Source organism: Lacinutrix sp. Bg11-31 (genome assembly GCF_002831665.1).
Lineage (GTDB): Bacteria > Bacteroidota > Bacteroidia > Flavobacteriales > Flavobacteriaceae > Lacinutrix.
Map to the genome: position 1 here is coordinate 3,055,594 of NZ_CP025118.1, position 24,974 is coordinate 3,080,567.

General features: G+C 31.8%; 21 protein-coding genes. 11 read left to right on the plus strand and 10 right to left on the minus strand.

The genetic code is table 11. The features are described from left to right. Position 1: 1 nt before the first annotated feature. From CW733_RS13700 to uvrC, 7 genes are all read right to left on the minus strand, one after another. Complete coding sequence (locus tag CW733_RS13700) at positions 2–1,321, minus strand: M23 family metallopeptidase (protein WP_100997717.1); 1,320 nt, start codon at positions 1,319–1,321, stop codon at positions 2–4. After that, on the minus strand, positions 1,279–2,202 hold the full coding sequence (locus CW733_RS13705) for a tryptophan 2,3-dioxygenase family protein (RefSeq protein ID WP_100997718.1): 924 nt from the start codon (positions 2,200–2,202) through the stop codon (positions 1,279–1,281). The genes CW733_RS13700 and CW733_RS13705 overlap by 43 nt, the downstream gene beginning before the upstream one ends. Beyond that, complete coding sequence (locus CW733_RS13710; RefSeq protein WP_100997719.1) at positions 2,203–2,982, minus strand: DUF3108 domain-containing protein; 780 nt, start codon at positions 2,980–2,982, stop codon at positions 2,203–2,205. It lies immediately after the preceding gene. Between the two features lie 149 nt (positions 2,983–3,131). Further along, positions 3,132–4,295 carry a 4-hydroxyphenylpyruvate dioxygenase gene (gene hppD / locus CW733_RS13715; RefSeq protein ID WP_100997720.1) on the minus strand — a complete coding sequence of 388 codons (1,164 nt, stop codon included), beginning with the start codon at positions 4,293–4,295 and terminating at the stop codon, positions 3,132–3,134. Between the two features lie 213 nt (positions 4,296–4,508). Next, positions 4,509–5,669, minus strand: coding sequence for a homogentisate 1,2-dioxygenase (locus CW733_RS13720; RefSeq protein WP_100997721.1), 1,161 nt, complete (start codon positions 5,667–5,669; stop codon positions 4,509–4,511). Positions 5,670–5,863: 194 nt separating this feature from the next. Then, the gene (locus CW733_RS13725; protein ID WP_100997722.1) at positions 5,864–8,113 is read right to left on the minus strand and encodes a patatin-like phospholipase family protein; all 2,250 of its coding nucleotides are present in this window, start codon (positions 8,111–8,113) and stop codon (positions 5,864–5,866) included. Positions 8,114–8,200: 87 nt separating this feature from the next. Then, the gene (gene uvrC / locus CW733_RS13730; protein ID WP_100997723.1) at positions 8,201–10,003 is read right to left on the minus strand and encodes an excinuclease ABC subunit UvrC; all 1,803 of its coding nucleotides are present in this window, start codon (positions 10,001–10,003) and stop codon (positions 8,201–8,203) included. A 107-nt stretch (positions 10,004–10,110) separates the two neighbouring features. Here uvrC and CW733_RS13735 point away from each other — a divergent pair, with 107 nt between their 5' ends. The 4 genes from CW733_RS13735 to CW733_RS13750 are packed head-to-tail and all read left to right on the plus strand — an operon-like array spanning position 10,111 to position 13,026. Then, complete coding sequence (locus CW733_RS13735; protein WP_100997724.1) at positions 10,111–10,548, plus strand: RimK/LysX family protein; 438 nt, start codon at positions 10,111–10,113, stop codon at positions 10,546–10,548. Positions 10,549–10,607: 59 nt separating this feature from the next. Further along, positions 10,608–11,477 (plus strand): 30S ribosomal protein S6--L-glutamate ligase, encoded by an 870-nt coding sequence (gene rimK, locus CW733_RS13740; protein WP_100997725.1) that lies wholly within the window; start codon positions 10,608–10,610, stop codon positions 11,475–11,477. Between the two features lie 2 nt (positions 11,478–11,479). Next, positions 11,480–12,457: a succinylglutamate desuccinylase/aspartoacylase family protein gene (locus CW733_RS13745; protein ID WP_100997726.1), complete on the plus strand. Its 978-nt coding sequence runs from the start codon at positions 11,480–11,482 to the stop codon at positions 12,455–12,457. A gap of 2 nt (positions 12,458–12,459) precedes the next feature. Further along, positions 12,460–13,026: a 5-formyltetrahydrofolate cyclo-ligase gene (locus CW733_RS13750; RefSeq protein WP_100997727.1), complete on the plus strand. Its 567-nt coding sequence runs from the start codon at positions 12,460–12,462 to the stop codon at positions 13,024–13,026. Here the strand turns inward: CW733_RS13750 and CW733_RS13755 are convergent. From CW733_RS13755 to CW733_RS13765, 3 genes are all read right to left on the minus strand, one after another. Continuing rightward, a complete protein-coding gene (locus CW733_RS13755; protein WP_100997728.1) occupies positions 13,023–13,658 on the minus strand; it encodes a lipoprotein signal peptidase in 636 nt (211 codons plus the stop codon). The two genes, CW733_RS13750 and CW733_RS13755, sit on opposite strands and share 4 nt — an antisense overlap. A gap of 26 nt (positions 13,659–13,684) precedes the next feature. After that, the gene (locus CW733_RS13760) at positions 13,685–14,308 is read right to left on the minus strand and encodes a hypothetical protein (protein ID WP_100997729.1); all 624 of its coding nucleotides are present in this window, start codon (positions 14,306–14,308) and stop codon (positions 13,685–13,687) included. A 65-nt stretch (positions 14,309–14,373) separates the two neighbouring features. After that, positions 14,374–15,429, minus strand: a complete 1,056-nt coding sequence (locus CW733_RS13765; protein ID WP_100997730.1) for an endonuclease — start codon at positions 15,427–15,429, stop codon at positions 14,374–14,376. Positions 15,430–15,570: 141 nt separating this feature from the next. Here CW733_RS13765 and CW733_RS13770 point away from each other — a divergent pair, with 141 nt between their 5' ends. The 7 genes from CW733_RS13770 (at position 15,571) to CW733_RS13800 (ending at position 24,901) form a co-directional block, all read left to right on the plus strand. After that, on the plus strand, positions 15,571–18,354 hold the full coding sequence (locus CW733_RS13770) for a carboxypeptidase regulatory-like domain-containing protein (protein ID WP_100998849.1): 2,784 nt from the start codon (positions 15,571–15,573) through the stop codon (positions 18,352–18,354). Between the two features lie 39 nt (positions 18,355–18,393). Next, positions 18,394–19,818 carry a DUF5689 domain-containing protein gene (locus CW733_RS13775; protein WP_100997731.1) on the plus strand — a complete coding sequence of 475 codons (1,425 nt, stop codon included), beginning with the start codon at positions 18,394–18,396 and terminating at the stop codon, positions 19,816–19,818. Positions 19,819–19,885: 67 nt separating this feature from the next. Beyond that, entirely contained in the window at positions 19,886–20,263 is a 378-nt protein-coding gene (locus CW733_RS13780) for a hypothetical protein (protein WP_100997732.1), read from the plus strand. Positions 20,264–20,509: 246 nt separating this feature from the next. Then, positions 20,510–22,297: an OmpA family protein gene (locus CW733_RS13785; protein WP_100997733.1), complete on the plus strand. Its 1,788-nt coding sequence runs from the start codon at positions 20,510–20,512 to the stop codon at positions 22,295–22,297. Between the two features lie 216 nt (positions 22,298–22,513). Next, entirely contained in the window at positions 22,514–23,596 is a 1,083-nt protein-coding gene (locus tag CW733_RS13790; protein ID WP_157811581.1) for a SpaA isopeptide-forming pilin-related protein, read from the plus strand. 46 nt (positions 23,597–23,642) lie between these two features. Then, complete coding sequence (locus CW733_RS13795; protein ID WP_100997735.1) at positions 23,643–24,116, plus strand: lipocalin family protein; 474 nt, start codon at positions 23,643–23,645, stop codon at positions 24,114–24,116. A gap of 86 nt (positions 24,117–24,202) precedes the next feature. Beyond that, complete coding sequence (locus CW733_RS13800) at positions 24,203–24,901, plus strand: OmpA family protein (protein ID WP_100997736.1); 699 nt, start codon at positions 24,203–24,205, stop codon at positions 24,899–24,901. Positions 24,902–24,974 lie beyond the last annotated feature (73 nt).

A 24,974-nucleotide genomic window follows, 5' to 3' on the forward strand; every position in this document is an offset into this window, starting at 1 on the left:
TCTAAGTAATTAATTTCTGTCCTTCGGATTCTGTGTTTAAACTATCAGATTCTATAACTTCTTTTGGGTAATTTAGAAGTTCTAATTGATTTTTTATAGGTTTTATGTATTCTAAAAATTTAATTTTTAAGCTATCGGAAATTGGTTTAGCTTCTGGTAGTTTTTCCTTAAAAGGATCAACTTCTTTTCCGTTTTTCCAAAAACGATAACATACATGGTTTCCAGATGAGCTACCAGTATTTCCAACATAACCAATAACTTCTCCTTGTTTTACAAAATCTCCAACTTTTACATTTCTTTTAGACATGTGAAGGTATTGTGTACTATAAGTTGCATTGTGCTTTACTTTAACAAACTTACCATTACCTAGGCCATAACCAGACCTTGTAACAGTTCCATTTGCTGTAGACATTATTGGTGTTCCGTTTCGAGCAGCAAAGTCTGTTCCTCTATGCGCTTTTATTCTATATCCATAATGTGCAATACGTCTTTTAAGATTGTATCTTGATGAAATGCGACTGAAATTTACTGGTGCTTTTAAAAAGGCACGACGTAAATTTTTAGCTTCATCATTAAAATAATCGCGAATACCTAAAACAGAATCAGTTTCAAACTCAAAAGCATAAAAAGGTTCTTTATTGTGTTCAAAATAGGCTGCTTTTATTTCGTGAATTCCTGCGTAAATAGAATCGTCGATGTATTTTTCGGTATAAACGACTTTATATTTATCGTTTTTCTGAAGTCTTGAAAAATCTATTGTCCAAGCGTAGATATCACTCATCTTTAAAGCTAGCATGAATGGCTTACCTTGATCGCTCATTGCTTGAGAAATATTTGAAGTAATTACTCCAGAAGCTGTTTTTTCAACATACTTAATAGGTTTATAGCTTGTATAGGTTTTAATAGAATCTTGAAAATCTATAACTACATAACGTTCTTTTGTAGGTTGGTAAATAAAACATTTTGGACTTTGAAGAGAGTCATTAGAACATAATAAGGTGTAAGGTTTACCTAGTTGTAGATTCCTGCTTACATCAAAACTATCTTTTGATTTTTCTGTTATTTCAAAAATTTTAGGATAGGAAATATTATTGCGTTCTAAAATTTTTCCAAAAGTATCACCGTTTTTTATAGTGTCTTTTTTAACGACATAATCTTCTAAATTAAACCCGAATTCGAAAATTTCTTTTGGTTCATCAATTAATGCAGTGTCAAGAGCATCGCTGTTTTCGACCTCTTTTTTACAGCTTAAAATTGAAACGAAGCATATAAATGCTATTATACATTTTTTCCCCAATCGTCTAGTTCTTGTTGACTCCATAAATCTGGAAAAAATATTCGTCTTTGATATTTTGGATGCATATATTTTACCCATTCGCTTCCGCCTGTTGCTTCTACTGCTTTACCACCAATATTAAGATAGTGATTTGCTGTGTTATAATGTGCCATTACCCAAGTAATATTTACTGTGTAATCGTAATGACGCATTGCTTTAATTAAATTTTGATCTTCTCTAACATCTTTTGGTAATTTTTTAAAAATTGTCCATAAGTTGTGTGTGTTAGTGAATTCAGCAAATCTAATAAATTCGTCTTTGTATTTCTCTTCGAAAACTGTTAATGTATAGGTTTTTTTACCGGTTTTGTAATCTTTTCCTGCAGCTTGCCAATATAAATGCTCGAAAGCATGCTCGAAAGGCGTGTTTCTGTCTATTGTTTCTCTAAAACGATTATCTATTAGGTTGATAAGTTCTGTTGATGCAAATTCAATTTTTCTGTATTGCGCACTTTGGAAACCACTTGCAGGTGTTAATGTGTGCCTAAATTTGTTGTATTGTGTCACGTCCATTCCATCTTTCATGACAGTAAAAGATGAAGTTAACATATCGAAATAACGACTAATACGCATTAGTTTATCTTCGAAAAAAGCAGCAGAAACGTCTTCTTTCTTTGCTACTTGATCTATTTCCCAAAGAATCATTTTAAATAACAATTCGTTTACTTGGTGGTACATTAAAAACACCATTTCATCTGGGAATACAGTACGTTGTATTTGAAGATTCAATAGTGCATCTGTTTGGATATAATCCCAATAATCTATGGGTTTACTATGTAATAAACCTTCTAAATGTGTGTTTACATTTTGGTCTAGTGCTTCGTATTTGTCCTTTAGTTGGTCGGTTATTTTTTGATCTATATTCATTTAATTATCTACTACAATTTTAAATGGATGTCTTAATCCTTTAAAAGCTTCAAGATCCGCTCTTAAAGAGCCAACAGCTAAATCTGCTTTTATACGTAAAGGTACTTTATTTTTATCTTTTGAAACCCAAAGTGTTAAACTTTCTTCTTCTTTAAAAACACGACCAGCCATAACATAAGGTCTAAATTTTAGTGCTTCAATTTTACCAAATTCTGTGCTAATAGTTTCTTCTCCTAAATATTTAAGTTTGAAACCATAGTTTTCTTCATCGAAAAACATGTCTAGTTTTATTTCGCCTCCAGCTTTTAAATTTGAAACATCAAGCTTGTTTCGTAAATGATAAAATAAAGAAACCATGTCTTGGACATTTGGTTTCGTGTTTATTGTTTTCTTAGAATTGTGCCTTTTATTGTGAACTAATGCTGTGTTTTTATCGTGATCGAAATCTATTTCTATATTCTTTTTATGTCCACCTTCATCAATATCTCTAATAAATTTATAAGGGATAATCTTGTCTGTATCAAAATAGCTTTCGTAACGGTCTTTTACTTTAAAAAACCATTTTGCCATTCCTGTTGTCCAACCTTTTCCAACAACATGAAAGACAGATTTGCCATCAAGTTCTTTTTCTTTTAAAGATAAAGTTGCATTTCCTGCTTTAAAGAAATTACTATAGCTCATTTTAAATTTAAACCATTCGCCATCTTGAAAAGCGCCATCTTGTGCTGATGTAATGTTTATTGAGGCTATTGTGATTAGTATTAGTAGTAATTTTTTCATAAGATTTGAGTTATTGTATTCAACTTCATTTAAAGCATTTATTGCTTTATAAACTCTAGATTACAATTACTATTCCAAAAATATAAAACAAAAAAATGCCATCTAAGAAATAGTTGGCATTTTTAATGATTATTTAACAAATTTTGTTATTAGAGAGTTCCTCGTTTTGCTTGTTCACGTTCTATAGACTCAAATAAAGCTTTAAAGTTACCTGCTCCAAAACCTTGTGCTCCCATTCTTTGTATGATTTCGAAAAACAAAGTAGGTCTGTCTTCTACTGGTTTTGTAAAAATTTGAAGTAAATAACCTTCTTCGTCTGCATCTATCATGATAGACAATTTTTGAAGTTCGCCAATATCTTCTTTCATCATTTCCATGTGTACTCCTAAACGTTCAGGAATTTCATCGTAGTATGCTTGTGGAGGAGGAGGCAAAAACTCTATTCCTCTAGCTTTTAATTGTGCTACAGTTTTAATAATATCGTCTGTAGCTACTGCAATATGTTGTACACCTGAATCTTCGTAAAAATCTAAGTATTCTTCGATTTGAGATTTTTTAGCTGCTTTTGCTGGCTCGTTTATTGGAAATTTAATACGCCCATTTCCGTTACTCATTACTTTACTCATTAGCGCAGAGTATTCTGTGTGAATTTGTTTATCATCAAAAGATAAAAAGTTTACAAAGCCCATAACGTCTTCGTACCATTTTACCCATTTATTCATTTGCCCCCAGCCAACATTACCAACCATGTGGTCTATATATTTTAAACCTACTGGTTCTGGATTATAATCGCTTTCCCATGGCTCGAATCCTGGCATAAATGTTCCTTTGTAGTTTTTACGTTCTACAAACATGTGTACAGTTTCTCCATAAGTGTAGATTCCTGCTCTTACTACTTCTCCAAATTCGTCTTTTTCTACGGTTGGTTCCATGTACGATTTTGCACCACGTTTTGTGGTTTCTTCGTAAGACTTTCTAGCATCTTCTACCCAAAGAGCCACAACTTTTACACCGTCTCCATGTTTTACGATGTGGTTGTTAATTTCTGATTTACTGTTTAATGGTGTTGTTAAAACCAAACGGATTTTGTCTTGTTTTAATACATAGCTTACAGAGTCTCTTGATCCAGTTTCTAATCCTTTATAGGCGTAAGATTGAAAACCGAATGCTGTTTTATAAAAATGTGCTGCTTGTTTTGCATTACCAACGTAGAATTCTACGTAGTCTGTTCCTAATAATGGTAGGAAATCTTGTGCACCTTCGAATATTTTTTCTAAACCGTAGTTTACTGATTTTACTTCTTTTTTGCTCATGTTATTTATTTCTTAATCTTTCCACTGGAAAGAAGCTCAACTTACTAAATTGAGCCTGTTATTTTAATTAAGCTAATACTTAGTAGGTGTTTTAGCGCTGATTGAAACGGTATCCTTTTTTTTTTTTTCAAAAAAGATATAGTGTAAAGCAGGAAATAGCTTCTAATAATTTTTGTTTTAAATAGGTTCCTGCCTGCGCAGGAATGACAAATTTTAATGATCTAACCAAGATTTATAATAATCTTCGTCGGCAATTTTCATGGCTTCTTCTGTAACCATTAACGGTTTAAAGGTGTCGACCATGACTGCTAATTCTTCGGTTTTAGTTTTACCAATACTTTTTTCTGCGGTTCCTGGGTGTGGACCATGTGGTATTCCTGCTGGATGCAGAGAAATGTGACCTTGGTCTATATCGTTTCGGCTCATGAAATCGCCATCTACGTAATACAGTACTTCGTCGCTATCGATATTGCTGTGGTTGTAAGGCGCAGGAATACTTTGCGGATGATAATCGTACATGCGTGGCACGAAACTACAGATTACAAAGGCATCAGTTTCGAAGGTTTGGTGCACTGGTGGTGGTTGGTGTACGCGACCTGTAATGGGTTCGAAATCGTGAATTGAAAGCGCATATGGGTAATTGTAACCATCGTAACCCACAACATCGAATGGATGTGAGGCGTAAACCATATCGAAAATATCGTCTTGTTTTTTAACTTTCATTAAAAAGTCTCCAGATTCGTTATTGGTTTCTAGTTCGTATGGTCTGCGTATATCGCGTTCGCAAAATGGTGAATGTTCTAATAATTGACCAAAATGATTTCTATAGCGTTTTGGCGTGTAAATTGGTCTGCGAGATTCTACAATAAAGAGTCTGTTGTCTTCAGTATCGAAGTCTATTTTATAGATTATGCCTCGCGGAATTATTAAATAATCGCCATATTTAAAGTCTAAATTACCAAGATGTGTTCTTAGTTTTCCTGAGCCTTTGTGGATGAATATCATTTCGTCTGCATCAGAATTTTTATAAAAATAGTCTTCTGTAGAGTGTTTTGGTGCTGCTAGAATTATGGTACAATCGCTGTTTGTTAGAACGGCTTTTCGGCTTTTTAAATAATCGTTTTCTGGTTTTACCTGAAAGCCTCTAAAACGATAGGATTGTAAGTGATTTTCTTTTGCAATTTTAGGCGCAACACTGTATTGTTTTTTTATTTCTTTTACTTGTGTTGGAGGTTGTTCGTGGTAAGAGTTTGTACTCATACCATCGAAACCTATGGTTCCAAAAAGTTGTTCGGAATATAAAGACCCATCTTTTTTTCTAAATTGTGTGTGTCTTTTATGTGGAATGTTTCCTAGTTTGTGATAAAACGGCATTTTTAAGTTTTTTAAGTTAAAAATTTAAAGTATAAAGTTAGACTTTTTACTTTACTAAATGCGAAATAAAGGAATGGGTAGGTTACTCTGGATTTCTTTTAATAAGAAATTTTAGAAAGGTTAACATGTCTTGCCAAGAGTTATACATCATTAACAAATATCGTGATTTTTTTGGAGTTAAGAAAATGTAATTTTTAAAACCAAAATCCTAAATTGAAAAACCAATAGGTTTCCTTTGTTTCTGGGGAAAAGGTTGCTTTTGCTTCTATGGGTCCCAAAAATGTTTCTACACCATAACCAAGTGCGTAACCTGAATAATCTGGTAGTGAAAACCACTCAATGTCTTCTGAGCTGAATAAATCATCTTCTACATTTGCATAGTTTGCCGCAAGCGTTATGTGGTGTTTGTTTGTTATTTCGTAGTCCAGATTTATAGTTCCTTTTATAAAACTATCTCCTGGAAGTGATAGGTAATCGTAGCCATAAAAAGTTTTAAAATTATTAATAAAATTGTTAGCATAGCCACCCAAAACGAAATCTAAGTATTTAGTATCGTTACCATTAATTTTAGCGCCTGCTTCACTACTAATATTAGCGCTTAGTTTTGGAGTTAATTTGTGTGCGTAACCTAAACCTGCTTTAATAATAGAAAACTCAGTGAAATTCTTGTTGAAATCTGAAGAAAAAAGATAAAGATTAAAATCGCTATTAAAATAAAAGCCTTCGTTAGGATAATATTTATTATCGAAAGAATCGAACCTTAAATTAGCAAAAGTACTTACGTAATCGCTTTTGTCGAATGTTGTTTTATTTTGATTAGATGAAGACAAAACGGTTTCCGATGTTATTTTTAACCGTTTATGTTCTGCTCCAAGTGTTAAAGATAAATCGTTTTTATATTGTGTTTGTATAAAAACTTTATTGGTAATATCTGTAACCTTAATACCTAGTTTATTAACTCCTGAAGCTGTTATTGCTTGTTGAGATAATAAAGCAGCGGCAGGAACACTTTTGTCGAACTCATTATAGCGTGAGCTTAAACCAACACTCCAGTAGAATCCTTTATCTATATAATATTCAAAATTATATCTAACATTATCTCCTGCAATTAAATCTAGAGACATAACATCATTCTTAAATAGCACTTGTTTTTTTGTAATATTAGCTAATAGCGCACTTTTATATAAGCCATCGTAATGCAGACCAAATTTAAGAGCAGTTGTTTTTTTTGTTTCAGTAATTTCTGTCTGTAAATCATAACCAGAAACACCATCAATAACCGATGGTACTAGTTTATAGGTAAAGCTGTCAAAATTATTTGTGCCAACTAAATTGTTTGCTCCACTAATAAAACGCTTATAGCTTACTTTTTCGAATTGCTTTAGTTTTAATTTTCCTAACACATAAGAAATAGTATAGTTGTCTAAACCTTTAAATAATATTTGATTTATTTGAAGGCTATCTGGTGTTTTGAGCTCAATAAATTTTGTTCTCTTATTTTTTTGTTTTTTTGCTAGTTCAGTTAATTCGTAACCTTTTAATTTTGCTGCTATTTCTCCATTTTCAACAATTTTTTCACCATCATCAAAAGACACAACATTATATTTTGTGATGTCTGGTTTAATGTAAATATCTGTTTTTATTGCTTTAACCTTCATATCATTTATGGTACGAAAATTATTTATTTGAAATAATATCGCAGGAGCTGAAGATAGGTCGCTTCTATTAGCAAGTCCATCTTGCACATCTACACCAATAATTACATCTATGCCTTTTGCACGTAACTCGTCTATAGGATAATTATTAGTTACACCACCATCTATTAATAATTGCTCGTCTATTATTACAGGTTGAAACAACGAAGGAAATGCGCTACTCGCTTTTACAGCTTGTGCCAAATTACCTTTGTCTAATAGTACAGGTTGCCCTGTTTCTATATTAGTAGCCATGCAAAAAAACGGGATTGGGAGTTTGCTAAAATCGTCTATGTTATTAACATGCAAGGTTAGTTTAGACAACAAGTTAAAGGTGTTTTGACCTCTTGAAAGCGCTGATGGTAGATGTACTTTAAATTTGTCGAATGGTAATATTACTGCGTACTTTTCGTTGTTTTCACGTTCGTAAAATGTTTTTGCTGCTCTTGGAATTTCATCGTTCAACATTTTATCGAAATCCACGTCTTTAAAAATGGAGTCTAATTGATTTCCAGAATATCCTGAAGCATAGAGCGATCCTATTATAGCTCCCATGCTTGTTCCTGCAATGTAATCTATGCGTACGCCTAAGCTATCTATAACTTTTAAAACGCCAATATGTGCTAAGCCTTTTGCGCCACCACCACTTAGAACCAAACCTATTCTTGGTTCTTTAGCTGTTTTTTCTTGTGCAAATACGTTAGTATTTAATATTGTTAATAGCAATATTGCGATGATAAATGGTTTCATGTGTTTTTATTTATTGTTTTTAGCGGTCACATGTTGTTCGCTATTAATCATTCCGTTTACGATAAAATGTTATCATGCTCGTTTCATTTAATCGTTTTCGGTTTTATGATAATAGCTATAAATTTTTTCTGCTCTCGAAACACCTACAACCTGTTCAAGTTCATCTAATTTTGCATTAGCAATTCGTTTTGCAGACTTAAATTCTTTTAACAAATCTATAATGGTTTTTTCGCCAATTCCAGGAATGGTTTCCATTTCTGTGTTTAACGCTTGTTTACTTCTTTTATTTCTGTGATGTTCTATTCCGAAACGATGCGCTTCGTTTCTTAATTGTTGTATAATTTTTAGTGTTTCGCTTTTTTTATCTAAATATAGTGGAATTGGATCGTCTGGATAGAATAATTCTTCTAAACGTTTGGCAATTCCTATAATTGCGATTTTGTTTCTTAACCCTAAAGCGTCTAAACTTTTTAAAGCTGAAGATAATTGTCCTTTTCCACCATCAATAATTATTAATTGTGGTAATGGTTCTTTTTCATCGAGTAAACGTTTGTAGCGTCTAAAAACAACTTCTTCCATAGAAGCAAAATCGTCTGGACCCACAACAGTTTTAATATTAAAATTTCTGTAGTCTCGTTTGCTAGGTTTACCATTTTTAAAAACCACACATGCTGCTACAGGATTAGTACCTTGTATGTTAGAATTGTCGAAACATTCTATATGTCTTGGTTCTTCGCCCAAACGTAAGTCTTTTTTCATTTGCGCCATAATACGTTTGACGTGGCGATCTGGATCTGTTATTTTAACTTGCTTAAAACGTTCCATTCTGTAATATTTTGCATTACGAATAGAGAGGTCTAAAATCTTCTTTTTATCTCCTAGTTGAGGTAGGCTTACTTTAATTTCATTACCAACCGCAACATGAAAAGGCACATAGATCTCTTTTGAATTTGAGTTAAAACGCCCACGAATTTCAATAATAGCGAGTTCTAATAATTGCTTATCTGTTTCATCTAATTTTTTTTTAATTTCTAAAGTATGTGAGCGTATAATTGAACCATAAGATATTTGAAGAAAATTTATGTAACCATAGATTTCATCACTTACAATCGAAAAGACATCTACGTTACTAATTTTTGGGTTTATTATGGTTGACTTGGATTGGTAATTTTCTAGAACCTCAATTTTCTCCTTAATTTTCTGAGCGTCTTCAAACAACATTTCTTCAGCAAATAAATACATTTGCTGCTTAAACTGTTCTAGCGAATCTTTAAAGTTTCCTTTTAAAATAGCTCTTATAGCTTCTATGTTTTCATGATAACTTCCTTCTGTTTCTCTGCCTTCGCATGCGCCTTTACAATTTCCTAAATGGTATTCTAAACAGACTTTAAACTTTCCTGAATTTACATTTTCTTGAGATAATTTATAATTACAGGTTCGTAATTTATAAAGTCCTTTTATTAAACCCAACAAAGTTTTAACCGTTTTCATACTAGTGTAGGGCCCAAAATACTCGCTGCCATCTTTAATTACGCGACGTGTAGGGAATACTCTTGGAAAACGTTCGTTTTTAATACAAATCCACGGATAGGTTTTGTCGTCTTTTAATAGAACATTATATCGTGGTTTATGTTTTTTAATTAAGTTATTCTCTAATAATAAAGCATCGGTTTCGGTTTCAACAACAATGTGTTTTATGTTCACTATTTTACTTACTAAAACTCGCGTTTTTCCGTTTTCGTGCGTTTTAGTGAAATAAGAAGAGACTCTTTTTTTTAGGTTTTTGGCTTTTCCAACATAGATAATAGTTCCTTCAGCATCATAATACTGATACACACCAGGAGAATTTGGTAGGGTTTTTAACTGTATTTCTAGCGAAGGATTATCCATTAACCCAAAGATAATACTTAAAAAATATTTTAGATAGTAATTATGATTGCAAGATTAGTTTAATCCAAGTTTTTTATTACTTTGCAGCATTAATTTAAGTTAGAAAAATGCCCAAAAAAATTATAGGCAGAATAGATAAAGTAGATTTTCCAACGCTTGATTTATTTGATATAGATATTAAAATAGATACAGGAGCTTTTACATCTTCTATGCATTGTCACCAAGTAGTAGAAGAAGATAATTTACTAAAATGTTTGTTTTTTGATAAAGAACATCCAAATTATAACAAAAAAATTATAGTTTTTAAAAACTACTCTACAACTAAAGTAAAGAGTAGTAATGGGATGGTTCAAAAAAGATACATCGTAAAAACGTCTGTTATACTTTTTGAAAAGAAATATAAAATAGATCTTACTTTAAGTACTAGGTCTGAAATGAAATATCCTATTTTAATTGGGAGAAAATTTCTATCTAAAAAATTTCTTGTAGATATTAATTTAAAAAACTTATCTTATCTAAAGAAAAGAGACCTCCAAATAAAATAATCCTAAAATACATCAAATAATACTATTTTTGATAAATAATACTATATCAATTTAAAATCATGAAAATAATAATACTATCTAGAAACGCTCATTTATATTCTACTAAACGTCTTATTGAGGCTGCGAAAAAGCGTAAACACGAGGTTGAAGTAATAGATCCTTTAATGTGCGATATTATTATAGAGAAGAAAAACCCAAAAGTTATCTTTAAAGGAAGAACTTTAGAGTGTGATGCTATTATACCTAGAATTGGTGCTTCTGTAACTTTTTACGGGACAGCTGTTGTAAGACAGTTTGAAATGATGAAAGTGTTTTCGGCTGTAGAATCTCAAGCCTTAGTGAGATCAAGAGATAAGCTACGTAGCTTACAAGTACTATCTAGAGCTGGTTTAGGAATGCCAAAAACGGTGTTTTCTAATTATGCGAAAGACGTACAAAGTATGATTGAATATGTAGGTGGTGCACCTCTAGTAATTAAATTATTAGAAGGTACGCAAGGATTAGGTGTTGTATTGGCAGAAACAAATAACGCAGCAGAGTCTGTAATCGAGGCTTTTAATGGATTACAAGCACGTGTTATTGTTCAAGAATTTATTAGAGAATCTAAAGGTGCAGACCTTCGTGCTTTTATTGTTGATGGCGTAGTTGTTGGAGCAATGAAACGTCAAGGTAAAGAAGGTGAGTTTAGATCTAATTTACATAGAGGAGGAAGTGCTAATATAATTGAACTTTCAGATGAAGAAGAAAATGCTGCTTTAAAAGCTGCGAAATCTCTTGGTTTGGGTATTTGTGGTGTAGATTTACTGCAATCTGCTCGTGGCCCTTTAGTTTTAGAAGTTAATTCTTCGCCTGGATTAGAAGGTATCGAAACTGCTACCAAAAAAGATATTGCATCTACTATTATTCGTTATATTGAACGACATGTTTAATTATGAATACTGAAAACAAAAACGATTTAAACATTTTAGGCGAAACCATTAAACCTGGACAAAGCGTAGAAATAAGTTTTAATGTTGCAAAATTACACACAAGAACACTAGTAGATATTCCAATTATTGTTGAGCGTTCTAAAAAACCTGGACCTGTTATTCTATTTACAGCAGGTATACATGGAGACGAAATTAATGGTGTAGAAATTGTTCGACAAATAATCTCGAAAGGCATTAATAAACCAAAAATAGGAACCATAATTTGTGTCCCAGTTTTAAATGTTTTTGGATTTATTAATATGGAACGCGAATTTCCAGATGGTCGCGATTTAAACCGTGTATTTCCAGGAAGTAAATCTGGTTCTTTAGCAAGCAGAGTTGCATATTCTTTAGTTTCTGAAATAATGCCTCATGCCGATTTTATAATGGATTTCCATACAGGAGGCGCTTTACGTTTTAATGCACCACAAATAAGAATTATTGATGGTAATGAAGATCTAAATATTGCAGCCAAAATTTTTGGATCTCCCTTTGTCTTGTATTCTAAAAACGTAAATAAATCTTTTAGAAACACTTGCAATAGATTGAATAAACCTATTCTGCTTTTTGAAGGCGGAAAATCAATTCATATAGATAATGATGTTACAAATACAGGTGTAAATGGAGCCAAACGTATTTTAAGCCATTATGGAATGCTTCAAAGAAAGTTTAAAGTTTCAGAACCCAAAAAAGCTGTAATTTTTATAAATGAAAGTCGTTGGATTCGAGCAAGCTATTCTGGAATGTTTAAGGCTTCAATAGATGTTGGTTCTAAAGTTGAAAAAGGCCAGGTTATTGGAAATATTACAGATCCTTATGGCAAGTTTAATCACTTTGTAAAAACGTCTAATACTGGATACATTATTAATGTAAACGAATCGCCAATTGTTTATCAAGGTGATGCGCTGTTTCATATTTCAACTAAATTAGTAGACGAATAATAATGGTTACTAAATTAGAATTAAGACAGAAATATAAAAATCTTCGAAAGGAATTAACTGAAGATGCAATTGATGATTTAAGTCTTGAAATTGCAAATAAACTATTAGACTTAGAGATTTGGGACCATGAGTTCTATCATGTTTTTCTTTCTATAGGGAGTTTAAAAGAAATAAACACAGATTTTATTTTAAGTATTCTATCCGGAAAAGATAAAAACATAGTAATTTCTAAAAGTGATTTTGAAACTAGAACACTTCAAAATTTCTTATTAACAGATGCAACAAAGATTAAATTAAATAAATACAATATTCCGGAACCTGTAGATGGTATCGAAATTAACAACTCTAAAATAGAGGTTGTATTTGTGCCTCTTTTAGCTTGCGACAAAAAAGGAAATCGCATTGGTTATGGTAAAGGTTTTTATGATAATTTTTTAGCAAGTTGTAACCCAGAAACTATTAAAATTGGTTTGTCCTTTTTTGAAATTGAAGAAGTTGTTTTTCCTGTTTTAGAAAGTGATGTAGCATTAGATTATTGCGTTACTCCACAAAACATTTATAGGTTCTAAATATTGTCCTCGTTCTTAGGGAATGCTTTCTTATTAAAGAATAATAAAACACCAAATCCAGTTGCAATTGCAACATCTGCAATATTAAAAACAGGTTCGAAAAAAATAAAATTTTCACCACCTAAAAACGGTAACCACTCTGGTAAGTTACCTTGCCACATAGGGAAATAAAGCATGTCGACTACATTACCATACAGTAGATTATCGTAACCACCATCTTTTGGCATAAAAGAGGCAACTTGTCCAAAGCTATCGTTAAAAAAAGCACCATAAAAAACGGAATCTATAATATTGCCTAAAGCTCCTGCAAAAATAAAAATCAATGCTAAAAGTAATGTTTTAGACTGGTGCTTCTTTATAGAGTTTACTAGCCAGTACCCAATACCAAAAATGGCAAAAATTCTAAAAGTAGTTAAAGATAATTTTGCTATTCTATCACTTATTAAACTTGGGGCAAAGTCACTTAATTTGGTTCCCCAAGCCATACCATCATTTTCTACAAAGTAAATTTTAAACCAACTAAATAGCTCTAAAGATTCATGTAGTTGAAAATGTGTTTTTATATACAGTTTACTAATCTGGTCGATTAGTAAAATAATGATAATTAAAATTGAGGCTTTCTTAAAAGACATTACAATAATTTGAAGCTAAAATAAGACTATTTTTTAGTTTTATAGATGTTAATATTTCCGTTAATAGAAGTGATTTTTATTTGATTCTGCGATTCAGTTATTTTTTCGCTTTTCAATATTCCTGTTTTAGTTTTTGCTTCAATTACCGCATTATTAGTTTCTAAAGTAATATTGCCATTATGTGTGTTAATTGTTGCGTTTCCTGTAAAGTTTAAGATTTCTGCATTGCCTTGGTTTAATTCTAAAAGTAAATAGTTGTAAGTGCCACTAATTTTTGCAGATGCTATTTCGCTTTTAATATATAAGTTTAAATGTTGTGGGATGTCTAGACTAATCTCTATAGAATGGACTTTATGTGCATTTAATTTGTCGTCTGTTTTATTTGTTAATTCTGGGTAATCACTTGTTATTAAAAGAACATCATTAATAATTTGGGTTAACACTTTGGAGCTTTTTGCATATTCTCCTTCAATTTTAGAGGTTACTTTTATGTTTTTTGTAGCGGAAGTGTTGATGTCAATTTTAAATATAGCATTACCTTCAATCGTAATAGATTGTATAGAACTACTTTCTATTATTTTGTTCTCAATCTTTTGTGCATGAAGAAAGAATACAGAGATCAGAAAGAGTGTATGCAATATGTTTTTCATAAAAACAATGTAATAAAAAAACGCCAACTAATTTAGTTGACGTTTTAAGTTTATTGGGTAGATGTTTATTTTATCTCTTTAATTAAATAAATATAAACAGGAAAGTGATCGCTAAAACCATCTGTAAAACCTCCATCTGCGAAGCTTCTAAGTGGGTAGCCTTTATAACGGCCTTTTTTATTTGTTAAATAGTTTTTATTGTAAATCCCAGCTTTGTAATATCTAAAAGAAGAAAAATCGGTTTCAATCAATGGTTTTGTAACCATAATCTGGTCGAATAAACTCCAAGCATCTCTATAGGCAGTAGTTCCTAATCCTTGTTTTTTAAACATATTAATAAAAGGATTATAGATTCCTTTTATTGCAACACTTTTTTTCTTTGCTTTAGCTTTAAGCACATCTTTAACACTAGCGTTTGTGGGATCATCGTTTAAATCTCCCATTGTAATAATTTTAGCGTAAGGATCTATTGCTTGTAAAGAATCTATAATGCGTTTGTTTAATTTTGCAGCAGCAACACGTTTTGGGCGACTTCTTGCCTCTCCACCGCTACGAGATGGCCAATGGCTTACTATAATATGTATAAGATCTCCATCAAGTTTTCCTGTAACTAATAATTGATCTCTAGTGTAAACACGTTTTTTTGTATTGTCATCATAAATTTTTAAAGTATGAGAACTTTTAGATATTGGTTGAAATAATCTTTTTTGGTACATTAAACCAACATCAATACCACGCCTGTCTGGTGAATCAAAATGAACAATACCATAATCTTTAGCTAGTAATAAAGGATCATTGGCAACATCCTCAACAACATCAACATTCTCAACTTCACATATACCAATAATTGCAGGTGCATTTCCTGTAGTTTCAGTACCAATATCTGCAATTACACGCGCCATATTATGAACTTTCTTTTTGTAAACTTCTTCACGATCTGCTTTAATTTCCATCATTGGGCTAGCTTCATCGTTTTTCTTTGTATCGTTTACTGTGTCAAATAAGTTTTCAAGATTATAAAAAGCCACAGTATGGATTTTGTATTTCTTTTCCTCTTGAGCATTAACGCTAACAAAAGCAGTGATAAGTGCAACTGAAAGCCATAGTTTTAAATTTTTCATTTAGTTATAATGTTATGTTAATGTTACGCATGCATTCAAAATGCCTGCCAAAGGTAAATGTTTCTAATAAATAATGTAACTTTGCAAGCCTTAAATAACTTTTATTTAATGTGTAAACTATTATTAACTATTATTTCAAGTATGAAAAAAAAATTACTAATTTTTTTATTCGGAATGTTTTCTGTTTGTACAATCTTTGCTCAAGAAACGATTGTAAAAGGTAGCGTTAAAGACGCTGTTACAGATGAACCACTTCCAGACGTAACCATTACTGTTGAAGAAACAGGGCAAAGTGAAACAACAGATGGAATGGGTCAGTTTAAATTTAGTCAAGCGATTCCTTTTGGAGAGCAAATGCTAAGAATAACTAAGACAGGATTTCTGCCAAAAAGATATCCTATTATTGTAAATGAAGGAAAAACTGTAGATATCCAAGACATGACTCTTGAAGTCGATCAAGGTAGTCAAGCAGATTTGTTTACCATTACACTTTCGGACGATGAATTAAGTGATGATACAAGTGGTTCTGATAATATATCAGGATTATTATCTTCTTCTCGTGATATTTTTCAAAGAACAGCAGCTTTTGAGTTTAGTTCTTCTTTCTTTAGAGTAAGAGGATTAGATTCAGACAATGGTACTGTTTTAATAAACGGGATTAAAATGAATAAATTCGATACAGGAAGACCACAATGGAGTAATTGGGGAGGATTAAACGATGTTGTTCGTAATCAAGAATTTTCACAAGGACTTTCTCCTTCGGCATACACTTTTGGTGGCGTTTTAGGAGCAACTAACATGAACACTAAAGCATCTTCTTATAGAGAAGGTGGTCGTGTAACATACTCTTCTTCTAATAGAAGTTATACAAACCGTTTAATGGCAAGTTATTCTTCAGGTTTAATGGAAGATGGTTGGGCTTATACGCTTATGGCTGGAAGACGTTGGGGAAATGAAGGCTATCAAGACGCTTCACTTTACGATTCTAACTCGTTTTTTGCTTCAGTTGAAAAGAAAATTAACGACAAACATAGTATAAACTTTACTTCTATTTACGCACCTAATAGAAGAGGGAAGTCTTCTTCTAATACGCAAGAAGTTTACGATTTAAAAGGAATTAAGTACAACGAATATTGGGGATATTTAGATGGGAAAAAGAAAAACTCTCGTATTAAAGAAGTTGAAGAACCAATTATAATGTTAAATCATACTTGGGACATTTCATCTAAAACAGCGTTAAATACAAACATTGGATACCAATTTGGAAAAATAGGTAATAGTCGTTTAGATTATGCAGGTGGTGCAAACCCAAGTCCAGCATATTATCAAGATTTGCCAAGTAATTACTTAGAAGATGGAGATTTAGCAGGTGCTTATGCAGCAGAGCAAGAATTCTTAAATGATGGACAAGTAGATTGGGAAAGAATTATAGATGCTAACTTAACTAATAATACAATGGGCACAAATGCAGCATATGTATTATATGAAGATAGAAATGATGATAAAACATTAACATTAAACAGTATTTTTAATACGGAGTTAAATGAAAACGTTTTATTTCATGCAGGAATTAATTACAGAAAATTAGATTCTGAAAACTTTGCTGAAATTATCGATTTGTTAGGAAGTACTACTGGAGTTTCAAATATAGATTCGTTTAGTCAAAATGCATTCGATGCAAATAATCCTGATTATATAGCTTACGAAGGTGATAAATTTAGATACAACTATAATATAAATGTAAACGAGTTATCTGGTTTTGCACAAGCACAATTTAAGTATAATAAAGTAGATTTTTACTTAGCAGGAAGCTTAACAAAAACAGATTACCAAAGAGAAGGTTTATTTAAAAATGGAAACAATTTAGATAATTCTTATGGTAAAGGAGATAAATTGGAGTTTACAGGAGTTGGAGCAAAAGCCGGATTTACTTATAAAATTACAGGAAAACACTTATTAGATTTTAATGGAGGCTATATTACAAAAGCACCATCTATAAGGAATACATATACAAACTCAAGAGAGAGCCATGATTATGTTGGTGTAAGATTTGGTAATAAAGAGGCTGGTATTGATATTACTGAAGAAAAAATAATGTCTGTAGATGCGAGTTATATTTTTAGATCACCAATTATTAAAGCAAAATTAACTGGTTTTTATACTAAAATAGAAGACGCAAACGAAATTTCATTTTACTTTACACAAGGTAGTAGTACAGGATTTATTCAAGAAATATTAACTGGAGTTGAGAAAAGACACATTGGAGGAGAATTAGGTATAGAAGCACAGGTAACACCAACTATTAAATTAAAAGGTGCTGCATCTGTAGGTCAATATACTTACGATAATAATCCTAATTTATATATAAACTCAACATCAGAAGATTTTGTAGATGTTCAAGATGGTGAGCAAATTAATCTTGTAGACGATGTAACTACATCTAATTTAGAAGGATATAAAGTAGCAGGTGGGCCACAAACTGCTTATTCTGTAGGTTTCGAATATAGAGATCCAGATTACTGGTGGTTTGGTGCAACAGCAAATTTTTTCGACAATGCATACGTAGATGTAAGTCCGCTATCAAGATCTAGCGCATTCTATACAGATGCAGATGGATTACCTTATAATGATTACGATCCAGACGTTGCAAAAGGTTTATTAAGTCAAGAGAAGTTTGATAATTACATGGTTGTAAACTTAGTAGGTGGAAAGTCTTGGAAAATTGGAGATAAATATATTGGTTTCTTTGCTAGTGTAGGAAACTTATTAGATAAGCAATACAAAACAGGTGGTTACGAGCAAGGAAGGCGTGCAGATTACAGAGCTTTAAGAGATGATATAAGTCTAGAAAAAAGAGTTTTCGGAGCTAAATATTGGTATGGTAGAGGTGCAAATTACTTTGTAAATGTGTATCTTAGATTTTAAAAAGAAAAAGAAAAATTAATTATTATTAACATTACAATTATGAAAACGAATAAATTAATAACATTAGCACTTAGTTTTATGGCTTTAATAGCTGTAACATCTTGTGTAGAAGACGACGATTATTCAGTACCACAAACTCAAGGAACTGAAGAGAATGCGGCATTAAATACTTTACTAGGTCAAATTGAAGCAGGTACTGTTCAAGTAGTATCTATAGCTGAGGTTAAAATGATGTATAATTCTACAGAACCATTTGAAGTAGATACAGATATCGTAGTAAAAGGATATGTAAGTTCTTCTGATGCTACTGGAAACTTCTTTAAGGAGTTTTATATTCAAGATGCTCCAGAAAACCCAACTAACGGGTTACAAATAACAACGAGCACAACAGATACTTATAATAAGTTTAATAAAGGACGTGAGGTTTATATTAAATTAAAAGATTTGTTTATTGGAGAAACAAGAGTTGGTAACGGTGTTACAACTATTGGTGGAGGAACAGAAACAGACCAATATGGTACAACTGTAACTGCAATTACAAATAGCCAAGAAAGTACTAAAATGTTAAGATCACCAAATACAGAGGTTCTTGTACCATTAAATATTTCTTTTTCTGATGTAACGGGATCACTTATTGGTGTTTATGTACAGTTTGATAATGTAGAGTTTTCAGATAATTTAGCAGGATTACGTTATTTCGATCCTTCTCAAGATTACGATACACAAAGAACTTTACAAGCTTGTAGCGGTTTTGATTATTCAGAATTTATTTTAGAAACTAGTGCTTTTTCAACTTTTAAAAATGAAATGTTGCCAACTTCAAATGGTTCTATAGCAGGTGTAATTACAAAAAACTACACAGGAGATACAACACTTTTAGCTTTAAACTCTACAGACGATGTAATGTTTAATAACTCTCGTTGTTCTGTTTTAGATATTGCAAATTTCACGGAAATTATGGGTGAAGATTTTGATACTGCTACTAATAATACAGATTTAGACATTGCAGGATGGGCAAATTTTGCTGAGGCAGGATCTAGAGTATGGAGAGAAAAAACATACCAAGGTAATGGATATGCAGAGTTAAGCGGTTATGGTTCTAACGACGATAGTAACATTGCTTGGATGGTATCTCCAGGAATTAATGTAGACGCTCAAGATGTAGAGTTTGTAAGTTTTGAAGCAGCTCAACATCACTTAGATACAGATGATAATACATTAGAGATATTTGTATCTACAGATTTCGATGGTACAGATGTTTTAGGTGCAACATGGGAGCCAGTTTCAGCTAGTTTACCTTCTTCATCAACATCTTGGTACCAGTTTGTTAGTTCTGGTTTAATAGACTTGTCGTCTTATTCAGGAACATTACATGTTGCTTTTAAGTATACAGGTTCAGGTAATGATACAACATTAGATGGTGCATACCAAGTAGATAATTTCTCTGTATTAGCAGAAATGTAATCTATATTCTTTAAATATTATATTAAAACCTGATAGTTTTTACTGTCAGGTTTTTTACTTTTATCACATGACAGTTTTCGATCAAATATTTTATTTTTTATTCTCTCGTTATAAACAGAGTTATAAGCAAAAGGCAAATACTATTGCCTTGTTTTACATTTCAGCATTGCAAATTGCATTAGCCTTTTTGTTAGGTTGTTTTTTTGCTGCCTTTTTAAGTAAGTTACATGTAGATTCTATGTCTAGCGATAAAGCTTGGACACTTTTTGTAATGCTAGCAATAGCTATTCATTTTAAAAACTGGATTAGCTATAATGGCAATACTAGAAAAGTTATGAATGCAAAGCTTAATAAAAAGAAATCGCGTAAGTTTCATATGTCTATGCTTATAGCACTCCCTTTTATTTGCCTTGGAATGGGATTAATTCTTCTTCAAGCAATATAAACCCAATTTAGTTTTATAATACAAGCCCACTCATCGAGTGGGCTTTTTTAGTTTATATACCCAAGATTACCGATAATGGATTCAAAAATGCTTGTGATATAATGATGCTATGTTCATTTAGATGTTTACCTAATATTTGCTGTGTGAAAATGCTTAATACAATGCTCTTTAAAATTAATTAGTAAAAGAGGGTAACAAAACGGCAGCTATTATTATCTAAAACTATAGAAACAAATTAAAACTAAAATGATGAACAATTTAAAAAACACGATTAAGCTATTTGTTGTTGCATTAGTATGCGCTTTGTCGTTTACTTCTAACGCACAACAATTAGAAAATGAAACAAATTATTTTCAACTATCGCCTAGAATAGGTTACGATTTCCCATCGTACAATAACAACACACCATATATTGATTATAAAGGTGGATTAGATTTAGGTCTCTCTTTAGACTATTACTGGAACACCTTTGGTTTGGGTTTCGACTTCGATTACATTAAAAATAAACCAGAAAGCACGTATCCAACAGATAATTTGTACGATCCAAGTGGGCCTACATTATTGACCAATTTTAATTTAACCGAGGACAATATTTCAAGACTATTTTTTGGTATAGGACCAAATGTCCAGTTTAGAAGTAATTCTAGGAAATTTAAAACCGAAATTAACACACGCTTTGGAATAGCTTCAATAAAAGGAGGTAGAACTTATCTACAAAGTACAACACCTGTAATTCCGTTAAATTTTCACGCTGGATATAAAGACTCTGGTGTATTCACTTTTAAAGGTCAAGTCCGTTTTACTTATTTTTTAAGCGATAATTTTGGGATAAACGCTGGAGCATATTACATGCGTCACTTTGGAGCAAAAGAATTATTTGATACTCCATTGGGTGTTTCGGCTGGATATATCCCAATAGTTGATGGAAATTCAGCAAATGGAGGACCATCAAGCGATCTAGATTTTAACAACGCTCAACTTAGAGAAAAACCATGCGATTGCGATATTTCTTCAGTAGGAGTATTTGCAGGAATTACTTATAAATTTAGTAAAAAGGTGAAGGAAGATGTTTGCGAAGTTTGTGGTGAAGACCATATGCCAAGATGTTGCGCAACTTGTGGTTGTGGAGTAACAGTTACAGCAAGAGACAAATATACAAGTGAAACATTACCACTTACAGATGTTGTATTAACAGATTTAAACGGAAATATTGTGCAATCTGGTATAACAAACTCTTATGGAGTAGTCGTTTTTAACGATGTAGCCGAAGCAGATTATATTGTAAAAGGAAAATTATACGATGTTTCATTAGAAGAAACATCAATTACTAAAGACGAGTTTAAAGCTTGTAAAAAAGATGGTAATAGTATACAAAAGGTAATTGAGTATGGCGATTTAAACTTCGTATTAAAAGGAAATGTGGTAGAATGTAATACAGATAAAGGTATTCAAGGTGTAGATGTAGTATTAAAAAACACTGTTAATCCTGGACAAAAAAACACACTATCTGATGCTAAAGGCGATTTTATTTTTCATCTAAAACAAGCTTCAATATTTTTATTAAAAGGAAATAAAAACGGATATTTCTCTAATGAAGTTTCAATAACTACAAATGATTACGATAGAAATAAGTCACTATTTATAGATTTCGAAATGTGTGTAAACCCATGTGGTCAAGCGATTAAGTTAGATAATATTATTTTCAACTTAGACAAATGGGATATTCTTCCAGCTGCACGTCCAGACTTAGATTACGTTGTAAAACTAATGCAAGATAACCCAACAATAAGTGTAGAAATGTCTTCTCATACAGATTCTCGTGGAAGCAACCCTTATAACCAAACGCTATCTCAAAAGAGAGCAGAATCTACCATAAATTATTTAATGACAAAAGGAATCTCTAGAGCGCGTTTAATTGCACGTGGAGCAGGAGAGACAGAATTATTAAACCAATGTGCAGATGGTGCAACATGTGCAGAAAACGAGCACACAATAAACCGTAGAACAGAATTTAAAGTTATCTGTCCTCAATAACTTAAAAGTATAAAAGAGGCTATTAATCAATGCCAAGCCAAGGCGGACTTATTTCATATTCTTAATGAAGTCTTGGCTTATTTTTTAAAATAAAATAAATATAACAAAAATGAACCGAGCTTAAAATCATGATTAATCTTAATTACAGACTTAAGTAGCGAACACATTTTTTCAAATAAAATAAATATAACAAAAATGAACACAAAAAATATAATATTGAAAAATCAGGATTTAAAATCTCTGTTTTTCGCAGGACTAAAATTAATAGTAATAACACTAGTATTCTCAATATCTTTTTCGTGTAGTGATGAAGGTTGTGAGTATGATGATATTATAAATCAAGTAATACCTCCAGGATGCGCATTAGAAGCAGATTTAAACTTATCTACAGGAATAGATGCAAATGGAAATGTTATTGCGGCTGCTTTTGGAGCAGTAGATCCATTTTGGAAAATAATAAATCAACCACCACTTTATCAAGGATCACCAGGAAACCCTTGTACCAGTAGTGCAGTTGGAACTTTTACAGGAGAAACTTACTCGATGAATTTTGGTCAAGCCCCAAATGCTTGGGTAAATCAATCTGGAGCAGCAACATTGGCACCTTTCGACTTAGGACCAAATGGAAGTTTTGGTTGTAATAATGCAATTAATGGAAATGGAACACAAGTACCTTATGTTTTTGAACGTTCATTTTGTGTTTTAGAAGATACAAATGTAGATTTTAATTTTACTTTTAAAGGCGACGACCAAGTCCGTTTTGAATTAATTAAAAATGAACCATTTAGTCTTATTAGTACTAGTACAACTTATGTTTGGAGTCCAAATACAGGAATTCAAACATGGACAGCTACTAATTTACCTTTATCGGTTGGTAGTTATAGTATTAGAGGCGAATTAGTAAACACTGGAGCAATTATTTTAGGTTTTTCTTTTTTAGGAAACATGACAACCACTAATGGAGATGAAGCTATTTCTAATAATACTTTAGGTTGTTGCGAAAATAATACTATTAGTGTGCTAAACATTCTAGAACAAGATTGCGATAGAGTATTTAATAATAGTACAGATGCATTTGGAGATTCTTGGAGTTTTAGTTTGTTAGACAGTACAGGTTCATTAATTAGAACAGGAACAACAGATATTAATGGAAACCTTTTCTTTTCAGGCTTACCAGACGGGACTTATACAATACAAATTGTTAATCAAACCGGTTGGAATCAAACAATTACAACAGAAACAGTAAATATTGCAAATAATTCTGTCCAATTAGTAGAATTTTATAGCTGTAATAATTAGTCTAATAGAACTCAAGATTAATTTTGAGTTTCTTAAAATAAAAACAATGAAAAACATAATAACACTTTGCCTTCTAGTATTAATCGTTTTTTCCTGCGGAAGCACAAAAACAGAAAGACAATCTAAAAGAGTAATAAAAGGAAATTGGGTACTTAACCAGGTCACGCATAATGAAAAAGGAGATTATAATATTTCTTTATTAAACGATGCAAATCAAGACTGTTTTGAAGGTAGTAACTGGCAGTTTATACCAAATAACAATTCGGGTAATTATAGCTTAAGTTCTGGAAATTGTGATAACCTACAAAGGTTTTTTATTTTCACAATTAAAGAAATAGATCCAACAACTGGGCTTTATAACTTTCTCTTAAAACCAACGAATAATAAGCGTAAAAGCGAAACCAATCATGGTTTTAGAATAAAACTTACACAACTATCTGAAACCAACATGCAATGGCAACAAACTGTTAGTGTAGATGGAAAACCATTTACGCTTAATATGAATTTTACAAAACAATAAACAAATTAAATGAGCACGCTAAAAAGTTAGTCATTTAAAAGAAATGGTTAATAGAAAATAGCATGTAAATTAAAAAATATATAGAGATGAAAACAATACTAAACAAAATAACAGTAGCATTAATAATGCTAGTAATAACAATCAATTTTTCTAGTTGCAACGCTACTAAAAATGCAAATAACAAACAAAAAGGATCGGTAATTGGAGCCGCAGGAGGAGCTGTGCTTGGTGGTGTTCTGGGAAATAATTTAGGTAAAGGAGGAAAGGGAACCGAAGGCGCCTTAATTGGTGGTGTTTTAGGTACAGGAATCGGTTTGCTTTTAGGAAATAGAATGGATAAGCAAGCGCAACAAATAGAATCGGAAATTCCAGGTGCAAAAGTAGAGCGTATTGAAGATAACATAATTATAACTTTCGATGAGAATAGTGGTGTTTATTTTGCAACTGCAGACAAGTTTTTAAATGTAAAATCGCAAGAAACACTAGATAAGTTAGCAAGAGTTATTAAAGAATATCCAGACACTTATATTTTTGTAGAAGGCCATACAGACAATGTAGGTTCTGCAGCTTCAAATTTAAAACTTTCACAAGAACGTGCCAATTCTGTAACGCGTTATTTAGATTATAATAAAGGAATAGATAGAGGTAGAATTACAACAAGTTGGTTTGGAGAAACGCAACCTGTTTACGATAATTCATCTTCTTATGGAAGAGAAAAAAACAGACGTGTAAACATTACAATTAAGCCTAACGAAAAAATGATTCAAGACTCTAGAAATAACTAACAAGAAAACTAGATACTGTATTAACATGTAAAATCTTACCTTAGTATTCTAACTATTAATTAAACTAATATTA

Coding starts and splice junctions, on each gene's coding strand:
- CW733_RS13765 (WP_100997730.1), bottom strand. CDS start 15,429: ATGAAAAATTTAAAACTATGGCTTTCAGTTGCACTTATCACTGCTTTT.
- CW733_RS13710 (WP_100997719.1), bottom strand. CDS start 2,982: ATGAAAAAATTACTACTAATACTAATCACAATAGCCTCAATAAACATT.
- CW733_RS13755 (WP_100997728.1), bottom strand. CDS start 13,658: ATGTCTTTTAAGAAAGCCTCAATTTTAATTATCATTATTTTACTAATC.
- CW733_RS13770 (WP_100998849.1), top strand. CDS start 15,571: ATGAAAAAAAAATTACTAATTTTTTTATTCGGAATGTTTTCTGTTTGT.
- CW733_RS13760 (WP_100997729.1), bottom strand. CDS start 14,308: ATGAAAAACATATTGCATACACTCTTTCTGATCTCTGTATTCTTTCTT.
- CW733_RS13735 (WP_100997724.1), top strand. CDS start 10,111: ATGCCCAAAAAAATTATAGGCAGAATAGATAAAGTAGATTTTCCAACG.
- rimK (WP_100997725.1), top strand. CDS start 10,608: ATGAAAATAATAATACTATCTAGAAACGCTCATTTATATTCTACTAAA.
- CW733_RS13750 (WP_100997727.1), top strand. CDS start 12,460: ATGGTTACTAAATTAGAATTAAGACAGAAATATAAAAATCTTCGAAAG.
- CW733_RS13720 (WP_100997721.1), bottom strand. CDS start 5,669: ATGCCGTTTTATCACAAACTAGGAAACATTCCACATAAAAGACACACA.
- CW733_RS13745 (WP_100997726.1), top strand. CDS start 11,480: ATGAATACTGAAAACAAAAACGATTTAAACATTTTAGGCGAAACCATT.
- CW733_RS13700 (WP_100997717.1), bottom strand. CDS start 1,321: ATGGAGTCAACAAGAACTAGACGATTGGGGAAAAAATGTATAATAGCA.
- CW733_RS13780 (WP_100997732.1), top strand. CDS start 19,886: ATGACAGTTTTCGATCAAATATTTTATTTTTTATTCTCTCGTTATAAA.
- CW733_RS13705 (WP_100997718.1), bottom strand. CDS start 2,202: ATGAATATAGATCAAAAAATAACCGACCAACTAAAGGACAAATACGAA.
- CW733_RS13800 (WP_100997736.1), top strand. CDS start 24,203: ATGAAAACAATACTAAACAAAATAACAGTAGCATTAATAATGCTAGTA.
- hppD (WP_100997720.1), bottom strand. CDS start 4,295: ATGAGCAAAAAAGAAGTAAAATCAGTAAACTACGGTTTAGAAAAAATA.
- CW733_RS13775 (WP_100997731.1), top strand. CDS start 18,394: ATGAAAACGAATAAATTAATAACATTAGCACTTAGTTTTATGGCTTTA.
- CW733_RS13795 (WP_100997735.1), top strand. CDS start 23,643: ATGAAAAACATAATAACACTTTGCCTTCTAGTATTAATCGTTTTTTCC.
- CW733_RS13785 (WP_100997733.1), top strand. CDS start 20,510: ATGATGAACAATTTAAAAAACACGATTAAGCTATTTGTTGTTGCATTA.
- uvrC (WP_100997723.1), bottom strand. CDS start 10,003: ATGGATAATCCTTCGCTAGAAATACAGTTAAAAACCCTACCAAATTCT.
- CW733_RS13725 (WP_100997722.1), bottom strand. CDS start 8,113: ATGAAACCATTTATCATCGCAATATTGCTATTAACAATATTAAATACT.